16 protein-coding genes and 1 riboswitch are annotated in these 18,837 nt (G+C 40.4%); of the genes, 15 read left to right on the plus strand and 1 reads right to left on the minus strand.

All coding sequences use genetic code 11. The annotated features are described in order from the left end of the window. The first annotated feature begins 122 nt into the window (after window positions 1-122). The 9 genes from PQ478_RS07455 (at window position 123) to PQ478_RS07495 (ending at window position 8,778) form a co-directional block, all read left to right on the plus strand. Window positions 123-653 (plus strand): RNA polymerase sigma factor, encoded by a 531-nt coding sequence (locus PQ478_RS07455; RefSeq protein ID WP_012958458.1) that lies wholly within the window; start codon window positions 123-125, stop codon window positions 651-653. Then, window positions 650-1,552 (plus strand): hypothetical protein, encoded by a 903-nt coding sequence (locus PQ478_RS07460; protein ID WP_289236335.1) that lies wholly within the window; start codon window positions 650-652, stop codon window positions 1,550-1,552. Before PQ478_RS07455 ends, PQ478_RS07460 begins: the two co-directional genes overlap by 4 nt. A gap of 492 nt (window positions 1,553-2,044) precedes the next feature. After that, window positions 2,045-2,437: a hypothetical protein gene (locus PQ478_RS07465; RefSeq protein ID WP_289236336.1), complete on the plus strand. Its 393-nt coding sequence runs from the start codon at window positions 2,045-2,047 to the stop codon at window positions 2,435-2,437. Between the two features lie 32 nt (window positions 2,438-2,469). After that, on the plus strand, window positions 2,470-3,213 hold the full coding sequence (locus PQ478_RS07470; RefSeq protein ID WP_289236337.1) for a metallophosphoesterase: 744 nt from the start codon (window positions 2,470-2,472) through the stop codon (window positions 3,211-3,213). Window positions 3,214-3,475: 262 nt separating this feature from the next. Continuing rightward, entirely contained in the window at window positions 3,476-4,381 is a 906-nt protein-coding gene (locus tag PQ478_RS07475) for a MerR family transcriptional regulator (RefSeq protein WP_012958462.1), read from the plus strand. A 126-nt stretch (window positions 4,382-4,507) separates the two neighbouring features. Further along, window positions 4,508-5,107 carry a genetic competence negative regulator gene (locus PQ478_RS07480; protein ID WP_075683567.1) on the plus strand — a complete coding sequence of 200 codons (600 nt, stop codon included), beginning with the start codon at window positions 4,508-4,510 and terminating at the stop codon, window positions 5,105-5,107. 202 nt (window positions 5,108-5,309) lie between these two features. Then, window positions 5,310-6,227: a D-alanine--D-alanine ligase family protein gene (locus PQ478_RS07485; protein WP_289236338.1), complete on the plus strand. Its 918-nt coding sequence runs from the start codon at window positions 5,310-5,312 to the stop codon at window positions 6,225-6,227. A 229-nt stretch (window positions 6,228-6,456) separates the two neighbouring features. After that, on the plus strand, window positions 6,457-7,719 hold the full coding sequence (locus PQ478_RS07490; protein ID WP_012958465.1) for a Glu/Leu/Phe/Val family dehydrogenase: 1,263 nt from the start codon (window positions 6,457-6,459) through the stop codon (window positions 7,717-7,719). Between the two features lie 87 nt (window positions 7,720-7,806). Further along, complete coding sequence (locus PQ478_RS07495) at window positions 7,807-8,778, plus strand: YpdA family putative bacillithiol disulfide reductase (protein ID WP_289236339.1); 972 nt, start codon at window positions 7,807-7,809, stop codon at window positions 8,776-8,778. A gap of 22 nt (window positions 8,779-8,800) precedes the next feature. Here PQ478_RS07495 and PQ478_RS07500 read toward each other — a convergent pair whose 3' ends face one another. Further along, window positions 8,801-9,769, minus strand: a complete 969-nt coding sequence (locus tag PQ478_RS07500) for an asparaginase (protein WP_289236340.1) — start codon at window positions 9,767-9,769, stop codon at window positions 8,801-8,803. A gap of 165 nt (window positions 9,770-9,934) precedes the next feature. Here PQ478_RS07500 and prsW point away from each other — a divergent pair, with 165 nt between their 5' ends. From prsW to PQ478_RS07530, 6 genes are all read left to right on the plus strand, one after another. Then, the gene (gene prsW / locus PQ478_RS07505; RefSeq protein WP_083633400.1) at window positions 9,935-10,582 is read left to right on the plus strand and encodes a glutamic-type intramembrane protease PrsW; all 648 of its coding nucleotides are present in this window, start codon (window positions 9,935-9,937) and stop codon (window positions 10,580-10,582) included. A gap of 22 nt (window positions 10,583-10,604) precedes the next feature. After that, on the plus strand, window positions 10,605-10,769 hold the full coding sequence (locus PQ478_RS07510; RefSeq protein WP_012958469.1) for a hypothetical protein: 165 nt from the start codon (window positions 10,605-10,607) through the stop codon (window positions 10,767-10,769). 81 nt (window positions 10,770-10,850) lie between these two features. Beyond that, window positions 10,851-10,953: riboswitch (SAM riboswitch) on the plus strand. Between the two features lie 87 nt (window positions 10,954-11,040). Beyond that, window positions 11,041-12,162 carry a methionine biosynthesis PLP-dependent protein gene (locus PQ478_RS07515; protein WP_289236341.1) on the plus strand — a complete coding sequence of 374 codons (1,122 nt, stop codon included), beginning with the start codon at window positions 11,041-11,043 and terminating at the stop codon, window positions 12,160-12,162. Between the two features lie 12 nt (window positions 12,163-12,174). Next, the gene (locus PQ478_RS07520) at window positions 12,175-14,001 is read left to right on the plus strand and encodes a bifunctional homocysteine S-methyltransferase/methylenetetrahydrofolate reductase (protein ID WP_289236342.1); all 1,827 of its coding nucleotides are present in this window, start codon (window positions 12,175-12,177) and stop codon (window positions 13,999-14,001) included. Between the two features lie 82 nt (window positions 14,002-14,083). Beyond that, a complete protein-coding gene (metH, locus tag PQ478_RS07525; protein WP_289236343.1) occupies window positions 14,084-17,530 on the plus strand; it encodes a methionine synthase in 3,447 nt (1,148 codons plus the stop codon). Between the two features lie 244 nt (window positions 17,531-17,774). Next, window positions 17,775-18,836 (plus strand): cell wall hydrolase, encoded by a 1,062-nt coding sequence (locus PQ478_RS07530; protein WP_289236344.1) that lies wholly within the window; start codon window positions 17,775-17,777, stop codon window positions 18,834-18,836. Window position 18,837 lies beyond the last annotated feature (1 nt).

The raw sequence follows: 18,837 nt of genomic DNA on the forward strand, positions 1-18,837 counted from the left end.
GAAACCTTTTAAATGTGACAGTCGTTTTATGGATGTCATGTTAAAAAACCTAACTAACCATAAATTGCTTACTAGCATTAAATGAAATAAAAACAGTGAGACCAACTTCGGGGGTAGTCGCAATGGAAGAACAATTGATCATGCGTGCAAAGAAAGGGGACGACGAAGCTTTCCAACGATTAATTGAAATGCACATAAAGACCGTTGAGAAGTTCGCGTTCCAGCTTGGAGCAAAGGAATCGAGTGTGGAGGATATCACACAAGAAGTGTTTATTAAAGTCTATCGATTCTTATCTAAGCATACGAGAGGTAAATTTACTACGTGGCTTTATACGATTACATTAAATGTAGTCAGGGACCAATATAGAACAGAGACAAGGCATTCTAAAAGAGTAAAGGCGATGCAGGATGAGGGGGAGGCATCGGTTTATGTAGAAACTTTTTATGACGATGAAACAAAAGCACTGCATGAACAAATTCAATCCCTAGATGAAAAATATAAAGTTCCTATCATTTTGCATTACTTTCATGACCTGACCTATGCAGAAATTGCAGATGTTTTAAAGGTATCGGAAGGGGCCATAAAAACGAGAATGATGCGAGCTAAAAAGCAATTAAAAGAAAAGCTTGAAAAAGTAGGTGAAAGACAATGAATGATCAACAGTTTGAAAATCAAATGAAAAAATTAAAAAAGCAATTTGATCAAATACCGCAAAAGACTTCAAGTGATCATATCATGTCTCAAATTAAAAAGGGGAATCAGCCTCGCCGGGCTACCTTTTTTCCTCGTTGGCAAGTGGCGGCGTTAATGTTTTTAGCTGCTGGAATAGGTGCTATTCTCCTATCAGGCGGTTTTTTTACAGACCAGGGTAATCAAATAGCCATTAGTGATGAGGAAATCAACGAGGAATCTAACGGGGACGGCGAAGCGAATTTTTTAATCGAGGAAGAAGCTGCCGAAGAGGGTGGAACGGATAAAGACGAGGTCACAACCTATGAAGAACCTGCTGGAGAAAATGTGACAGCACCAAGGTCGTCATTTGAACGAATTGATATTGGTGAAACGAGAGAAGAAACAGTTATGCGAGAAGGACAAGAAGATACTATCGTAGTTAAAGAATTTACAGATACCGAACTTGGTTTTTCCTCCGTTGTAGACGAACAATTTGATGTAGAAATAAATTCTGACGCAGAAAAAGGAATTCAAATCGTAGCCAATTATGGCAATGGTCGGATAGAACCGGCATTTTTATCGATCACTCCAGTTGACGTGGGCAGTGTAGATGAAATTTTAGAAGAGTGGGATCAAGAAATGAGTCATAACGGATTTGCTTTAGAAGATAATGAATCAGATTGGGTCAATTCAAGAAATGACCAATTAAATGTGATGGAGGAGCGTTTCTACATTGGTGAATATGAATCTAAGCGATATGCATTACTATCTAACGATGATAATTACTATACCATCGAGATCTATACGTTTGGAGAATATTCCGAAGGCCTTCAAGTACGTGCAGGACAGGTGATAGAGCACTTTGAGTGGACCCCTTAAACGCAGGGGCAAGAAGGGCACTAAAAATGCTCTTCCTACAATAATTGTTGATTTCCGCTGCAGGCACACGCTTTCCGCGGGTGCCTGCAGCGAGGTCAACGGAGGAAGGATTTTGTTAAGCTGCTCTCTCATTAAAAGCAAATTTTCAGGCCTTAGAAAGTGAAGCGGGATGAAAGCAATTATACTTGAGCCTCAAGTGAACTGAATCATAACAAAAGTATCCCACTTAATAATTACACAAAGCAATAACCTAGCGGATGAAATATGCGAGACTTCTGCGGGGCCTAGAGCAGGAGTGAGATCCCACAGGGCATTAGCCCGAGGAAGCTCACTAGCTCCCCGCGAAAAGCGAGTTTATCTCAGGAGCGGCAATCCTCCACTTACTTGCGTTTATTTTCAAGACTTAAACTTCAGTTTCTTTTTCCTCATATCTTTGTTTAAATCCCATACTATGTTTTTAAAAGAAGTAAAAGACATGAAGGAGAAATAGACGTGGATCCTTATTTTATCTTTAAGAAATGTCTACTTTTATTAACCGCATATGGCGGGATTTTGACGGCATTCAAGCTTTTTCCTCACCCCAGAGGGTTTGGGCTAGGGGAGCTGATCGGCGCTGTTCTTTTTTCTCCCTTTCAAATGCTTGCCGCCTCTTTTGCATTTGTTGCGGGATTTTTAGCCTATTCGCTGTTTGTTCAAGATTTACTAAAAACCCTCTTTCAAATGCCACGTTATTCAGTGAATCACAACATACGCATTTTATTTCTTGTTTTAGCCTTTTTATCGATTGCACACCTTATGTACACCAGCTGGGTGCCTGCCCTCTGTGCTCTAATTTTGGCAAGCTTATATGGTATAATGGATGTTAATTTGCAAAAAGTTGATTAAGAAACACGAGATGTGAGAAAGTAGGAAAATGCATGTTTTACCTATACTTGGTCATAGCAGCAGGAGTGTTGCTGCTGTTTTATATGTTTATAGAAGCTTTTCGTAATCGTTTAATACACCATCCTTTAACATTTGAGGAGCTGCCAGAAGGACTTAATTCTTTTCGTATATTCTTTATTTCTGATATCCATAAAAGGCGGGTGTCAGAAAGACTAATAAACAAACTTACAAAGCCGGTTGATATAGTCATTATCGGAGGCGATCTGCTAGAGGCAGGAGTTAAACAAGAAAGACTTGAAGAAAATTTACGCCAGTTAACAAAACTAGCTCCTGTTTATTTTGTTTGGGGAAATAATGACGAGGAAGTAAATAAACAGTGGCTAGAAACGACTCTCCTTCGTCATGGAGTGACGATTTTAAGCCAATCAAGCGAAATAATAACTAAATCAGAATCGAGGATCCAATTAATTGGTATTGATGAAGAGTATGAGCAGCTAGATCAAAGAGAGATTAATAATGAAATGTTCACTGTGTTAATCAGTCATTACCCAGACATTATAAGAGAAGCATCCTCTATGCTCTCTCCTGAACTTTCTTTAAGTGGACATACCCACGGGGGGCAGATCCGACTAATCAGGTTTGGTATAGCTGAGCTGGGCGGTATGAAAAGAGAAAACGGAGGGTGGCATTTAATTAGTAATGGATACGGGACTACTAAGCTGCCGCTTAGGCTCGGAGCGCCTCAACAAACACATATAATTGAAATAAAGAAATAGGATGAAAGAAAATAAATAAATGATATAACTTACAATTTAAATGAACACATTATACAAATGATTGTACAAAGTTTACACAGAGGGCTTCATTCGCTATACTAAGCTAAAAAGCACCACTTTAAGGCAGAGGTTGTATTCATAGTGTATTCAATGATCGCATGAAAAGTATGGAGTAAGATACGAAGGCAAGGTTCTCTAAAGCAAGTCTTACATCAAAGATCTAAAATACGGAGCTTGTGCAACTTGTATAGGGGGAGAGAATATGGCTTCTAATGAAGGGAAATACAATATAAAAGCAATTTCAACCATGTTAGGGATACAACCAGGAACGTTAAGAGCTTGGGAGCGAAGGTATCAAATTATTGAACCAATACGTAATTCGGCAGGCCATCGTTTGTATTCAGATGAGCATGTTGCCATCTTGCGGTGGTTAATTGACAAAGTAAATAAAGGTTTTACAATCGGACAAGCTGTCGGATTATTTGAGAAAGGTAATATTGGGATGCCGCAGCAAGAAAGCAGTGAGCATCAAGACTATTCAATACAATTATCAGATGAGATTCTTCAAGCCTTGCTTTCTTTTGAAGAAACAAAAGCACATCAGCTCCTAAACCAAGCGTTCAGCATGTTTAGTATTGATAAGGTGACCATTGATATCCTTGGAACGTTGCTTGTGAAAGTAGGGTATATGTGGGAGAATAATGAAATTTCGACTGCTCACGAGCATTTTGTCACTTCTTTTCTACGCACAAAAATCGGTAATATTTTTCACGGGCTGCCTGTTGATGGGTTCTTGCCGAAAGTAGTAGCGGTGTGTGGACCTAATGAAACACATGAGCTTGGCTTGTTGATCTTTACTTTATTTTTAAGACGTAAAGGATTTGAGGTCATTTATTTAGGGGCAGGTATACCAAATGATGATGTAGAAATGGTGTTGCGTGAAGTGAATGCTAAAATGTTTTTCACTTCTTGTACAATTTCCGCTAATGCTAGAGCGACAATAGAGTTAATTGAACATCTAAAAGAGGTGTTTCCACATTTAATTATTGGCACGGGCGGATATGCCTTTGATGAGTTAGAGGATGAAAAACAAGAAGTGTTAGAGCCGCATCTTGTCGGTAAGACGAAGACTGAATGGGAAAACTGGCTAAAAAACAACCTTAAATAAATAATTAGGTTTGTTTCACAGGCGTGTTTGCGAACCTTCTGTAACGTCCTCACATACCGTATAGCAAGACGATGTTTACGGCACGAGTCAGCCATTTTCAGGCTCTCGGAAAAGGGAGGGTTAACAATGCGTCTTGAGCGTTTAAATGTAGATAAATTTAAAGTGTTCCTTACATTTGATGATATGCAGGAAAGAGGAATAACGAAAGAAGATTTATGGCAGGATGTTCCAAAAGTACATGATCTATTTCGAGATATGATGCTTGAAGCAGATGATGAATTAGGTTTTAAAGTAGATGGGCCGATTGCTGTAGAAGTATATGCAATGCCGGCGCAAGGAATGGTTATCATTGTGTCAAAAGGGCTTCCAGATGAAGATTTTGATATTGAGGGGTTTGAGGAAGGCTATATTGAAATGCAGGTAACATTAGATGAGAGTGATGAGATATTCTATACATTTAAAGAATTTGAAGATGTCATTGGCCTTTCTTCTAGGCTGTATCCATTTGGTGTGATAGGCGGACAGCTTTATTTCTTTGACGGTCAATACTATATGAAATTTGAAGATATGGACATTATTGACCAAGACGAAGAAGCTTTTATCGCATTACTATCTGAATTTGGGTATTCCTCGACCGTGTCTATACACAGAGTAAAAGAATACGGTAAGACATTAATGGAAAATGAAGCTGTTTATCAACTATATCATACATTTATCAAACGATAGAAAACTGATGCCAAATGGTCATCGGTTTTCTTTTTTTGGGTGCAGCTCTGCTTTTTCGTTGAGGTACTTTTTCTTTCACAGTTTTCCTGTGCTTTTAATAAGCGTGGCCAAGGGTATTATGGTACAATAACCGAGACTAGTTCCGAAAATAAAGTAGGCGAATATACTAGTGGTACATAATGTGTAGTAGGAGTTGAGCCAAATGAAAATTGCTGTATTGTATGGTGGGATTTCAGCAGAGAGAGAAGTATCTTTATCCTCTGGTAAGGGCATTATTAATGCCCTTAAAGCAAATGGACATGAAGTGATCGGGATTGATTTTCACCCTGATAGATTAGAAGATTTATTAAACTTGGAAGTCGACTTAGTTTATATTGGTTTGCATGGCAGGTACGGTGAAGATGGCAAAGTGCAAGCTTTACTAGATATGCTGAACATTAACTATGTTGGTTCAGGTGTGCAAGGTTCTGCTCTAGCGATGGATAAAGCAAAGTCGAAGCTGTTCTTTGAGAGAGAAGGTACCAGAATAGCCAAACAGCACGTGCTTTATAAGCATGCATACGACCCTGAAACGACGGCAATTGAGATTCCGTTTCCTGTTGTAGTAAAGCCAAACCAAGAAGGCTCTACAATTGGAATTACGTTTGCTGAGAATGAAGAAGAATTGTTAAATGGTATTGAGGAAGCATTCAAACTAGATGAAACGGTACTGCTTGAAGAATTTATTAAGGGCAGAGAAGTGACGGTCGCTGTAATGGGGAATAAAGGGCGTGAGAAAGCTCTTCCTGTAGTAGAGATTGTACCAAAAAATAAGTATTATGATTATGAGGCAAAATATGCAGCAGGTATGAGCGAGCATATTGTTCCTGCACGTCTTACAAGTGAACAAACAGATTATGTTCAAAAGCATGCTGTATTGGCTCACCAAGCTCTAGGCTGCGACATTTATTCACGCGTTGACTTTATTGTACCCGATGATGGCGGAGCTCCAGTCATTTTAGAAGTAAATACTCTTCCTGGGATGACACCAACAAGCCTCTATCCGGATGCTGCTCGTGAAATTGGGTTATCCTATGATGAGATGATTGAAACATTCGTCCAACTATCTTTAAATAAATAAACATTAATAAAAGGCAGACTGATTTTAGATCAGTCTGTTTTAATTGCTTAAGATTTGGGTAAATAGTAGTAAGAATAGTGTGAATAGGACGGAAATATAAGTTATCTTGTTTTTTTTACTGAAAAGGTGGAAATATGACAGCTCTTTCATTATAGTAAGTAGTGATGAATGATAACGCGGTCATATGCGTAAAAAATAATACATCGAACACTGGCTAGAGGTGAAACAGATGGAAGGTAATGGTAAGCAAGCTGAAAATTTAGATGTGCTTGTTTCAACGCAGAAGGTAATTAAAAAGGCTTTGGACAAGCTTGGTTATCCTGATGAAATGTTTGAGTTAATGAAGGAACCAATCCGTATGTTAACGGTGCGTATTCCTATTAAAATGGATGATGGTTCGACAAAGATTTTTACAGGTTTCCGAGCTCAGCATAATGATGCAGTTGGACCGACAAAAGGTGGAGTGCGTTTCCACCCAAATGTTACTGAAAAAGAAGTGAAAGCGTTATCTATCTGGATGAGTTTGAAAGCTGGAATAGTTGATCTTCCTTATGGCGGAGGAAAAGGTGGAATTATTTGTGACCCTCGTGATATGTCCTTCCGTGAATTAGAAAGATTAAGCCGCGGATATGTGCGAGCAATTAGTCAATTAGTAGGACCGACTAAGGATATTCCTGCTCCAGACGTATTTACTAATTCGCAGATTATGGCGTGGATGCTCGATGAATACAGCCGTATCCGTGAGTTTGATTCACCTGGATTTATTACAGGAAAGCCTCTTGTGTTAGGAGGATCACACGGACGTGAATCTGCAACAGCTAAAGGTGTAACCATTTGTATCCGTGAGGCTGCTAAGAAAAAAGGGATCGATATTGAAGGAGCAAAAGTAGTAATCCAAGGCTTTGGTAATGCAGGAAGTTTCCTCGCGAAGTTCATGCATGATGCCGGAGCAAAAGTAGTTGGTATTAGTGATGCTTATGGAGCCCTGCACGATCCTGAAGGGTTAGATATTGATTACTTGCTTGATCGTCGTGACAGTTTTGGTACGGTAACCAATCTGTTTAAAGAAACCATTACAAACCAAGAGCTGCTTGAATTAGAATGTGATATTTTAGTTCCAGCTGCTATTGAAAATCAAATTACAGAAGAAAATGCAGAGCGAATTAAAGCTTCAATTGTCGTAGAAGCTGCTAATGGTCCGACAACGATGGAAGCAACGCGTATTTTATCAGAACGTGATGTCCTGTTAGTTCCTGATGTATTAGCTAGTGCAGGCGGAGTAACTGTTTCTTACTTTGAGTGGGTTCAAAATAATCAAGGCTATTATTGGACAGAAGAAGAAGTAGAAGGTAAGCTTGAACATGTTATGGTTGGTTCTTTTGAAAACATTTACAACCTATCGAAGAGCCGAAAAGTAGATATGCGTCTAGCCGCATACATGATTGGTGTGCGTAAGATGGCCGAAGCCTCTCGTTTCCGTGGCTGGGTGTAATTTGATATACTATAAATAAGATTAACCTTGCCCTTGTGTCAATGATACAAGGGTTTTCGGGTTTTATTGTTGTGAGAGGTGAGTAGTTTGATCAAAGAAGACATCATTATTATAGGAGCAGGACCATGCGGGCTATCAGCTGCCATTGCGTGCCAAGAAGCCGGATTTTCTCCACTTGTTATAGAGAAGGGTAATATCGTCAATGCGATCTATCGTTATCCAACTCATCAGACATTCTTTAGTACAAGTGAAAAGCTTGAGATCGGAGACGTTGCATTTGTAACTGAAGAGCGGAAGCCGAAGCGGAACCAAGCGTTAGTCTATTACCGTGATGTAGTGAAGCGTAAGAAGATTCGTGTCCAATCATATGAAGAGGTAAAATCGGTGACGAAACAAGATGACAGTGAGTTTCACGTGAGTACATCAAAAGGGGAATACGTTTGTCAAAAGCTGATTATCGCAACAGGTTATTATGACAGCCCTAATAAAATGAATATTCCTGGTGAGGATAAGGAGCATGTGCATCATTATTTTAAAGAAGCCCATCCTTATTTTGATTTAGATGTGGTCGTAATCGGCGGGAAGAACTCTGCAGTAGATGCAGCTCTTGAACTCGAGAAAGCAGGGGCTAGAGTGTGTGCATTGTATCGTGGGAGCGAATATTCAACCAGTGTGAAGCCTTGGATCTTACCAGAATATGAATCACTTGTCCGCAATGAGAAAATAAATCTACATTTTAATGCAGAAGTTAAAGAGATAACAAATCATGAAGTAATATATACAATCGGTGATGAAGTATATTCAGTGAAGGCAGATGCTGTTTTCGCTATGACAGGTTACCATCCTGATCATTCTTTTCTAAGAAAAATAGGGGTGGAAGTAGAAGCAGGTTCCGGACGTCCTGCTTTAGATCCTGAAACGATGGAAACAAATGTTGAAGGAGTTTATATTGCTGGAGTGATTGCAGCTGGCAATAATGCAAATGAAATCTTTATCGAAAATGGACGTCACCATGGACCGTTGATCGCTGAAGATTTAAAGAAAAAATTTTCAACATAAAAAAGCCCTTTTAGGGGCTTTTTTATGTTAGGAATATTTGTTGTAATTGTTCATTATCAGTAGTAAGTTCAAGAGCAACCATTAGCTTCAAGCGTGCTTTTTGTCCGTTTAGTCCATTCGTAAAAATTACCCCAAGATCTTTAAGCGTTCTTCCGCCTCCGTCGTAACCATATGTATCCTGTACGACTCCGCTGTAACATCTTGATACTAATACAACAGGGATTTGTTTTTTTATTAAACGGTCTAATGCAGGCATGATGGCCGGTGGCACGTTCCCTTGTCCAAAAGCTTCAATGACCAGGCCGTTAATTCCTGCATCAGCTACTGCATCAACAATATCAGCTTCCATCCCGGCGTACGTTTTAAGCAGTGAGACTTTCTTTGTTAGGGAATCAACTGGGTGGCATTCCCTATGCGATAATGTATGATGGAAGTTTACCCCTCGTTTAGTGACAATTCCAATCGGGCCGTATTGAGGGCTTTGAAAGGTGGCAATGTTAGAACTATGTGTTTTCGTTACGTTTTTAGCTGTATGAATTTCATCGTTTAAAACAACGAGCACACCTTTACCGTAGGCTTCGTCACTTGCTGCGGTTTTTACAGCAGAAATGAGGTTGTGAGGACCATCTGATCCTAGTTCATTGCTTGAGCGCATAGCGCCGGTTACCACAACTGGGTTTTCGATGTTTAAGACAAGATCAAGTAAATAAGCCGTCTCTTCTAGCGTATCCGTACCATGTGTCACTACAATTCCATCGAGCGAATCATTTTGTACTCTTTCTTTTAATCGTTTGGCCAGATCGACCATTAGAGAAGGAGTCATATGAGGCGACGGAATGTTCAAGTAATCATCTACGACAACAGAGGCGATGCTTGAAAGGGATTCAATTGTGGAATATAATGGATTTACTAGATTGGGGGTAACCGCACCATGTTCATCCTCTTGCATAGCGATGGTTCCGCCAGTATGTAACACAAGTATCTTTTTCATCTTTCATGCTCCTTTTTATCGTTCGAGAATGACTCTCTTGATGTTATGTACGTATTTTACCATACTTTTCATACCTCACTCATTAGAATTACCATCTAATTTTGTATAAATACTATTTGTATGATTAATAAATGATTGCACAGTATAAGAAAGGTAGGCTCTACATTGTTTGCCCTATTAACAGCTGCTATTGCACCAGGAATGGCGTTACTATCTTATTTTTATTTGAGAAATGAATATGAATCAACTGTCAATGCCTTAGTGTTTAGAACCTTTATTATTGGACTTATCCTTGTTTTCCCTGTTATGGTGTTGCAGTACGCCTTTACAGCTGAGGGTTTATTACAGGCTGGTCTAAGTCAAGCATTTATTTTGTATGGATTTTTTGAGGAGTTTTTCAAATGGTTCATGCTCTATTTTTTTGCATATCAATATGGACAAATGAAACGTCGTTATGATGGAATTGTCTACGGTGTGTCTTTATCACTAGGGTTTGCATCGATGGAAAATGTGTTCTATATTCTAGCTCACGGACTAGAGACTGCGGTAGGTCGTGCTCTGCTTCCTGTATCAAGCCATGCATTATATGGGGTGATTATGGGCTATTATCTAGGCAGAGCCAAGATGGAGAACACCAAAAGAAAGCAGTTTCTATTACTATCCTTATTGATCCCGGTCCTGCTTCATGGAGTCTATGATTTCATTTTGCTGACATTTGATATGTACTTTTTAATCGGACTGGTACCTTTTATGGTCGGCCTTTGGATCTTAGCGTTAAATAAGGTAAAATGGGCTAATAAGCTTGATCATTAAAATGTAGAAAGGGGAATGAAAGATGGTAGGAGAACGTTATCGAGTAATCATTCGTTGCCCGAAATGCGGGGAAAAATATATTCTACGTGGCAAAGAAAATGATCACGGTGAATATGAGACGGGCTTTAAACAATGTGTGTGCGGAAATAATGATGACCTTCACGTGGATGCGACACCTGAATCTTAAAAAACACTTGCAATTACTCGTGAGATAGTGTAACTTAGGTTCAACGTAGAAAGTTTATTTAGAAATTTCATAAAACATGAATTCTTATCAAGAGAGACGGAGGGAATGGCCCGATGAAGTCTCAGCAACCAGCCATTATTGGTCAGGTGCTAATTCCACCAAGCTGAAGCTTGGAAGATAAGAAGAGGCTAGCATTTAACAGACACCTTCTTCTTATTTATTTAAGGAAGGTGTCTTTTTTAGTTATTAGGAGGAATCGGGAGGAGAAACCATGACAAAAGAGAGATATAAAACAGAGGTTGTTCAGATTGGAAATAGAGGACGCGAGCATACTGGAGCTGTTAATACGCCTATTTACTTATCAACAGCCTACAGACATACTGGTATTGGAGAATCAACAGGATATGATTATGCAAGAACGGGCAATCCGACACGTGAAGTTTTAGAAGATGCGATTGCGTCCCTTGAAGAAGGAGATCAAGGATTTGCATGCAGCTCTGGAATGGCTGCAATTCAAACAGTCTTTTCGTTATTTGAGTCGGGGGATGAAATTTTAGCATCTAAAGATTTATATGGCGGGACATATCGACTGTTTGAAGAAGGATGGAGCAGATGGGGCCTTCATTTCTCTTATGTTGACCCGAGGGACTTAGCTCAAGTAGAAGCGGCTGTCAATGAAAAAACAAAAGCACTGTTTATAGAGACTCCAACGAATCCTTTGATGCAAGAAGCCTGTATTAAGTCACTTGCAGCTATTTGTCAAAAACAACAGCTATTATTGATCGTTGATAACACGTTCTACACTCCTTTATTACAACAGCCGCTTGTAGAAGGTGCTGATATCGTTGTTCATAGTGCATCCAAATATCTAGGAGGGCACAATGATGTAATCGCAGGTCTCGTCGTCTCAAAAGGCAAAGAATTATCTGAGCGAATTGGATATTATCATAATGGAATTGGCGCAACACTCGGTGCTTTTGACTCATGGCTTTTAATTCGTGGGATGAAGACTCTAGCCCTCCGTATGGAAAAGCACGAAGAGAATGCGAAAGCTGTCGTTCAATATTTAGAAGAAAATGAGCATGTTACAGATGTATTATATCCAGGGCGCGGCGGAATGGTATCGTTTCGTATTCAAGACGAGGAATGGGTGAATCCGCTCTTGCAGCAATTAAAACTGATTTCCTTTGCAGAGAGCCTAGGCGGTGTGGAAAGTTTAATGACCTATCCAGCAACCCAAACACATGCAGATATTCCAGAAGACGTGAGGGTTGAAAATGGCGTCTGTAATCGACTTCTTCGTTTTTCAGTAGGGATTGAGAGAGCAGAAGATCTTATAAATGATTTAGAGCAAGCCATTACGTATGCAGCTAAATCGAAATCAAATGTGTAAGGGGGTGTCCGCATGACTTTTATAGAAAAAATGAAAAATGAAGTATTAGTTGGAGACGGTGCAATGGGGACTCTTCTTTATGAACAAGGGATTTCCAAATGCTTTGAGGAGCTGAATCTATCAGACCCAAATAGAATTATAGATGCACATAAACAATATATCGAAGCAGGTGCTGTAATCATTCAAACGAATACGTACGCTGCCAATCGCTTAAAACTGGAGAAATATGGCCTCGGTGAAAAGGTTAGAATCATTAATCAAGAAGCAGTAAAGCTTGCAAGAGAAGCTGGCCCTAATGGCATATTTATTGTCGGAACAGTCGGTGGATTGCAAAATTTCCATCAAGAGGAATGGACGAAAGAAGAAGTTCTAGAGGCATTAGAAGAACAAATTGAGGCCTTGCTTGCATCAAATGTAGACGGTATATTGTTAGAAACTTTTTATGACTTAGATGAACTGTTAGGAGCAATTAATATCGTTCGGAACCAATCGGAGCTCCCTATAATTGCTAATGTTTCACTAGGTGAAATCGGGGTGCTTCATGGCGGGGTTTCTCTTAAAGAAGCAATTGGCAAGCTAGAGAATGCAGGAGCAGATGTTGTAGGGGTAAACTGCAGAATGGGTCCAAGCCACATGCTTCGTTCATTAGAAGATGTGCCGCTGCCAAAGCGTGCGTATTTGTCCGTTTATCCAAATGCCAGCTTGCCTGAATATCAAGACGGAAGATTGTTTTATCATTCAAATCCTGAATATTTCGAGAGTATGGGTGAGCAGTTTGTGAATCAAGGGGTACGCCTTCTTGGCGGCTGCTGTGGTACGACTCCCGAGCACATTAGAGCCTTTAGTCAAGTAGCAGAGCGTAGAACACCTGTGGAGGAGAAATGGGTTACGCCTTCTTTGGAAAAAGTTACAAAGAAAATAGAGTTTCCTCGCTCTCTAGAGCCGCTATCTGATATTGCTAAGAAAAGACGCTCAGTGATCGTTGAGCTCGATCCTCCTAAGAAATTAAGTACTGAAAAATTTATAAAGGGTGCAAAAGTTTTAAAAGAAGCAGGAGTGGATGCGGTGACTCTGGCGGATAATTCACTTGCTTCTCCGAGGATTGACAATATGGCTCTGGCCGCCCAAATAAAAGAAGATGTAAGGCCGCTTGTACATGTAACTTGCCGAGACCGTAATTTAATTGGGCTGCAGTCACATTTGATGGGGCTGCATGCGCTCGGTATTAATGATGTGCTGGCTGTGACCGGAGATCCGACAAAAGTGGGGGATTTCCCGGGGGCTACTTCGGTGTATGATGTCACCTCTTTTCAACTTATTTCATTAATGAAACAATTAAATGAAGGCATATCTTTCTCAGGTAAAGATCTTGGACAGAAAGCTAATTTCTCTATTGCTGCTGCTTGTAACCCTAACGTTAGGCACTTGGATAAAGCAGTTCAGCGAATGGAGAAGAAAATAGAGAGTGGTGCTGACTTCTTTATGACGCAGCCTATGTACAGCGAGGAACAAATTGAAGCGTTCTATCATGAAACAAAACATTTAGATACACCAATTTATGTCGGGATCATGCCGCTGACAAGCTCAAGAAACGCTGAATTTCTTCACAATGAAGTGCCGGGTATTAAGCTTACAGATTCAATCCGCAGATCAATGGCTTCCTGTGAAACAAAAGATAGTGCTCAATTAGAAGGAATAAAGATTGCAAAATCATTAATTGATACAGCTACACAGTATTTTAACGGTATTTATTTAATTACACCGTTTCTGCGATATGAAATTACAGCTGAGTTAACAGCCTATATTGAGCAGAAATCAACGGCTAAATTAATGAATTAAACACTTTGAGCTGTATTTTACGAGATGTATGATAGGAATGTAAATTTTTGGACTTGTATGGATTTAAAAAGGAGAGTTAATCATGCCAAAATCATTATTAGAACAACAACTTAAAGAGAGAATCCTTGTACTAGATGGAGCTATGGGGACGATGCTTCAACAAGCAAACCTTACGGCAGAAGATTTTGGCGGCGAGGAATATGAAGGTTGTAATGAATACTTAAATGAAACAGCACCTCATGTCATTGAAGGTATTCATCGTGCTTACTTTGAAGCAGGTGCGGACATTGTTGAAACAAATACATTTGGAGCAACAGATATTGTTTTAGACGATTATGATTTAGGATTTAAAGCAGAAGAGCTTAACCGTGTCGCTGTAGAGATTGCAAAGAAAGCAGCTAAGGAATTTTCTACTCCTGAAAAACCGAGATTTGTAGCAGGTGCGATGGGTCCGACAACCAAATCATTATCGGTAACAGGAGGCACCACCTTTGACGCTTTAATCAACTCTTATCATGAGCAAGCACGAGGGCTGCTCTCTGGTGGAGCCGATTTATTATTACTTGAAACAAGCCAGGATATGAGGAATGTAAAAGCTGCATATGTCGGTATTGAGCGTGCATTCTCTGAACTTGATGTAAAGGTGCCGATTATGGTGTCAGGAACGATTGAGCCAATGGGTACAACGCTTGCCGGCCAGACAATTGAAGCCTTTTATTTATCGCTTGAACATATGAAGCCGACTGTCGTTGGCTTAAATTGCGCAACGGGTCCTGAATTTATGCGGGACCATATTCGTTCCTTATCGGAGCTGTCTAATACGTTTGTAAGCTGTTACCCGAATGCAGGGCTTCCTGATGAAGAAGGACATTATCATGAATCGCCAAGCTCTCTATCGAAAAAATTAATGGGATTTGCTGAAAAAGGCTGGTTAAATATTGTCGGCGGCTGCTGCGGGACGACACCTGAACATATCCGGGCAATGGTCGAGGCTGTAGATGGATTTGCCCCGAGAAAGCTAGAAGAGAAACGTGGTCATGCTGTTTCTGGTATTGAGCCCCTTATTTATGATGACAGTATGCGTCCTCTATTCGTAGGTGAGCGAACGAACGTCATCGGGTCGAGGAAATTTAAACGGCTGATTGCTGAAGGGAAGTATGAAGAGGCATCAGAAATTGCTCGTGCACAGGTGAAGCGTGGTGCGCATGTAATCGATATCTGTCTAGCTGACCCTGATCGTGAAGAACTTGAAGATATGGAAGCCTTTTTGAGTCATGTTGTTAATAAGGTGAAAGTACCGTTAATGATCGATTCTACAGATGAGGCTGTTATTGAAAAATCTCTAACTTACTCTCAAGGAAAAGCGATTATCAATTCCATTAACTTAGAAGACGGGGAAGAGAGATTTGAAGCGATTGTTCCTTTAATAAAAAGATACGGCGCAGCAGTTGTTGTAGGAACTATTGATGAAGAAGGGATGGCTGTTTCAGCAAAACGAAAGCTTGAAGTGGCCAAGAGGTCTTATGATCTTCTAGTAAATAAGCATGGGCTAAAGCCATCCGATATTATCTTTGATCCGCTTGTTTTCCCCGTAGGAACGGGGGATGCGCAATATATCGGCTCTGCTGAAGCAACGGTTGAGGGAATTCGCTTGATAAAAGAGGAATTACCTGAATGCTTAACGATTCTTGGTGTAAGTAATGTCTCGTTTGGACTGCCCCCTGTAGGGAGAGAAGTTTTAAATGCTGTTTATCTTTATCACTGTACACAGGCCGGACTCGATTATGCGATTGTAAATACCGAAAAATTAGAACGCTATGCCTCGATTCCTGAGGAAGAAAAAGAAATGGCTAAAACGTTATTATTTAAAACAACGGATGAATCCTTAGCTGAATTTACAGCTTTTTATAGAGGGAAGAAACAAGAGAAAAAGGTTGAAGCGTCTTCAATGACATTAGAAGAGCGCTTGGCAGCTTACGTAGTAGAGGGAACGAAAGAAGGATTGTATAAAGATCTCGATCAAGCTCTTAAATCTTACTCGGATGCATTAGATATTATAAATGGTCCTTTAATGGACGGTATGGATGAGGTTGGCCGTTTATTTAATAATAATGAGCTGATCGTTGCTGAAGTGCTCCAAAGTGCTGAAGTCATGAAAGCGTCAGTTGCCCACCTTGAACCTCATATGGAGAAAAAAGCGGATGATGATGGTAAAGGTAAAATCTTGCTCGCTACTGTGAAGGGTGATGTGCATGACATCGGTAAGAACCTTGTTGAAATCATCCTGGGGAATAATGGTTTTAAAATTGTTAACTTAGGCATTAAAGTAACGTCAAATGAATTAATTGAAGCGATCAAAAAAGAGAATCCAAAAGCAGTAGGATTATCTGGTTTGCTTGTGAAATCAGCTCAGCAAATGGTATTAACGGCACAGGATCTTCGTCAACAAAATATTTCGATCCCTATTTTAGTGGGCGGGGCTGCTTTGACTCGTAAATTTACGGACACTAAAATTGCTGCTGAATATGACGGGCTTGTCCTCTATGCAAAAGATGCGATGAACGGGCTTGAACTAGCAAATAAATTAGTGAAGCCTGAAGATCAACAGAAACTAGCGCTTGAAATAAGTGAAAAACGCTCTTTAAAAGAACAAGTAAGACCTCAAAGGGAGGCAGCAGTTCAAGTATTAGAGAAGCCGGTCCGCTCAAAAGTGGCGGCAGATGGTCCGTTATTTATTCCTGAGGATCTTGATGAACATATTTTGCGTGACTATGATTTAAGTCACCTTGAGCCGTATGTGAATTTACAGATGCTTCTTGGAAAACATTTAGGTCTGCAAGGGAAAGTGAGCCGTTTGCTTGAAGAGGGGGATTCCCGCGCTGTTGAATTAAAAGAGAAAGTTGATGAATTGTTTAAGCGTATTAAGAAAGAAGGCATCATTAAAGCAAACGGAATGTATCGATTCTTCCCTGCACAAGCAGACGGTAATGATGTCATTATTTATGATCCTAACGATAAGAAAACCGAAATTAATCGATTTAGTTTTCCAAGACAAAATCATGAGCCGTTTTTATGTTTGGCGGATTATCTTCGTCCAAAAGAAAGTGATGAAATGGATTATGTAGGATTTTTATCAGTAACAGCTGGAAACGGAGTAAGGGATCTGGCTGAGGAAGCAAAAGAGAATGGTGATTATTTATTCAGCCACCTTATACAAGCAGCTGCTCTAGAAATAGCAGAAGGTTTTGCTGAGCGGGTACACCAGCTGATGCGTGATAAATGGGGTTTCCCTGACTCGACTGATTTCACTATGGCAGAGAGGTTTGCTGCTAAGTATCAAGGGGTTCGTGTCTCGTTTGGATATCCTGCTTGTCCAAACTTAGAAGACCAAGAAAAGCTATTCGACTTGATCAAGCCTGAAAAAATTGGCGTTCAATTAACAGACGGTTTCATGATGGAACCGGAAGCATCTGTTACAGCGATGGTCTTTGCCCATCCAGAAGGTAGATATTTCAATGTATTAGCATAAAATGAGTATTTACTTTTATTAAAAAAGCAGCCAGCTATACGTAGTCAACGTATGGCTGGTTTTTTTGTCGTTGTTTTAACTTAACTCCCACTAAATGTGCGAACCTGCCATTAACGAGGCAAGGGAAGAAAAGTAAGGTTCATTCGTATAAAAAATGGGACTGTACAAACAATACGATTAGAGGAGATGAGAAACTACTACTCATCGAACAAAGAACTTGTAACTTAAGGAGGGTAATAACAGCATGAAGAGTCATCAGTTCTACTCAAGATTTACTCTTGCTCTTTTAACCGTATGTGCAGCGCTTTTAGTAGCAACAAGCACACCAACACATGCATTTACAGATCAAGTCATTCAGCAAGGGGCAACGGGGGACGATGTCGTTGAGCTACAGTCGCGTCTTCAGTACATCGGTTTTTATAATGGGAAAATTGATGGTGTATATGGCTGGGGTACGTATTGGGCTGTTAGAAACTATCAATATGAATTTGGACTTGATATTGACGGCTTAGTAGGTCCTGAGATGAAAGAAATGTTAGCGAAATCAACAGAGTATAATGAGCAATTTGTTAAGCGGGCATTAAATGAGGGAAGAAAATTTACTCACTACGGCGGTACGCCTAAAAAGATTCAAAAAGGTCCAAAAGGAAGCCGTGACAAGCAAATGAGAAGAGGAAGAGGCGGCGAGGCACCAGCACCAGGCGGCGGTCAGCCAGGAGAAGCACCGGCACCAGCACCAGGCGGCGGTCAAACAGGCGAGACTCCAGCACCAGCACCAGGCGGCGGTCAAACGGGCGAGACTCCAGCACCAGCACCTGGTGAAGCGGCACCAGGCGGCGAGGGACCGGCTCCTGAAACACCTGAACAAGCACCTGTTCCTGAGGAGGAAACACCAGAAGATCAAAACAACGATGCAGATATTGAAAAAGCCACAAATGTACCGCCGGGTTATTCTGATAACGATTTGCAGCTAATGGCTCAAGCTGTTTACGGGGAAGCGCGCGGGGAGCCTTATGTAGGGCAGGTAGCAGTTGCTGCTGTTATTATTAACCGAATTAATAGCCCTACATTTCCTAATACTGTATCAGGTGTAATTTTTGAACCGCGTGCCTTTACAGCGGTAGCTGATGGTCAAATATGGATGTCGCCTGATGATACAGCAAGACGTGCTGTTTTAGACGCGTTAAATGGGCAAGATCCTTCAGGTAATGCAATGTATTATTTCAATCCAGATACAGCAACATCCGGCTGGATTTGGTCTAGACCGCAAATCAAAAAGATTGGTAAACATATTTTCTGTCATTAAT

Origin of the sequence: Alkalihalophilus pseudofirmus, assembly GCF_029094545.1 — a bacterium.
Taxonomy (GTDB): Bacteria; Bacillota; Bacilli; order Bacillales; family Bacillaceae_D; genus Alkalihalophilus; species Alkalihalophilus pseudofirmus.

What these genes read in the sequence shown, in the direction of transcription:
- PQ478_RS07455 (WP_012958458.1), top strand. Translation starts at nt 123, where the DNA reads ATGGAAGAACAATTGATCATGCGTGCAAAGAAAGGGGACGACGAAGCT.
- PQ478_RS07460 (WP_289236335.1), top strand. Translation starts at nt 650, where the DNA reads ATGAATGATCAACAGTTTGAAAATCAAATGAAAAAATTAAAAAAGCAA.
- PQ478_RS07470 (WP_289236337.1), top strand. Translation starts at nt 2,470, where the DNA reads ATGTTTTACCTATACTTGGTCATAGCAGCAGGAGTGTTGCTGCTGTTT.
- PQ478_RS07475 (WP_012958462.1), top strand. Translation starts at nt 3,476, where the DNA reads ATGGCTTCTAATGAAGGGAAATACAATATAAAAGCAATTTCAACCATG.
- PQ478_RS07480 (WP_075683567.1), top strand. Translation starts at nt 4,508, where the DNA reads ATGCGTCTTGAGCGTTTAAATGTAGATAAATTTAAAGTGTTCCTTACA.
- PQ478_RS07485 (WP_289236338.1), top strand. Translation starts at nt 5,310, where the DNA reads ATGAAAATTGCTGTATTGTATGGTGGGATTTCAGCAGAGAGAGAAGTA.
- PQ478_RS07490 (WP_012958465.1), top strand. Translation starts at nt 6,457, where the DNA reads ATGGAAGGTAATGGTAAGCAAGCTGAAAATTTAGATGTGCTTGTTTCA.
- PQ478_RS07500 (WP_289236340.1), bottom strand. Translation starts at nt 9,769, where the DNA reads ATGAAAAAGATACTTGTGTTACATACTGGCGGAACCATCGCTATGCAA.
- PQ478_RS07510 (WP_012958469.1), top strand. Translation starts at nt 10,605, where the DNA reads ATGGTAGGAGAACGTTATCGAGTAATCATTCGTTGCCCGAAATGCGGG.
- PQ478_RS07515 (WP_289236341.1), top strand. Translation starts at nt 11,041, where the DNA reads ATGACAAAAGAGAGATATAAAACAGAGGTTGTTCAGATTGGAAATAGA.
- PQ478_RS07520 (WP_289236342.1), top strand. Translation starts at nt 12,175, where the DNA reads ATGACTTTTATAGAAAAAATGAAAAATGAAGTATTAGTTGGAGACGGT.
- metH (WP_289236343.1), top strand. Translation starts at nt 14,084, where the DNA reads ATGCCAAAATCATTATTAGAACAACAACTTAAAGAGAGAATCCTTGTA.
- PQ478_RS07530 (WP_289236344.1), top strand. Translation starts at nt 17,775, where the DNA reads ATGAAGAGTCATCAGTTCTACTCAAGATTTACTCTTGCTCTTTTAACC.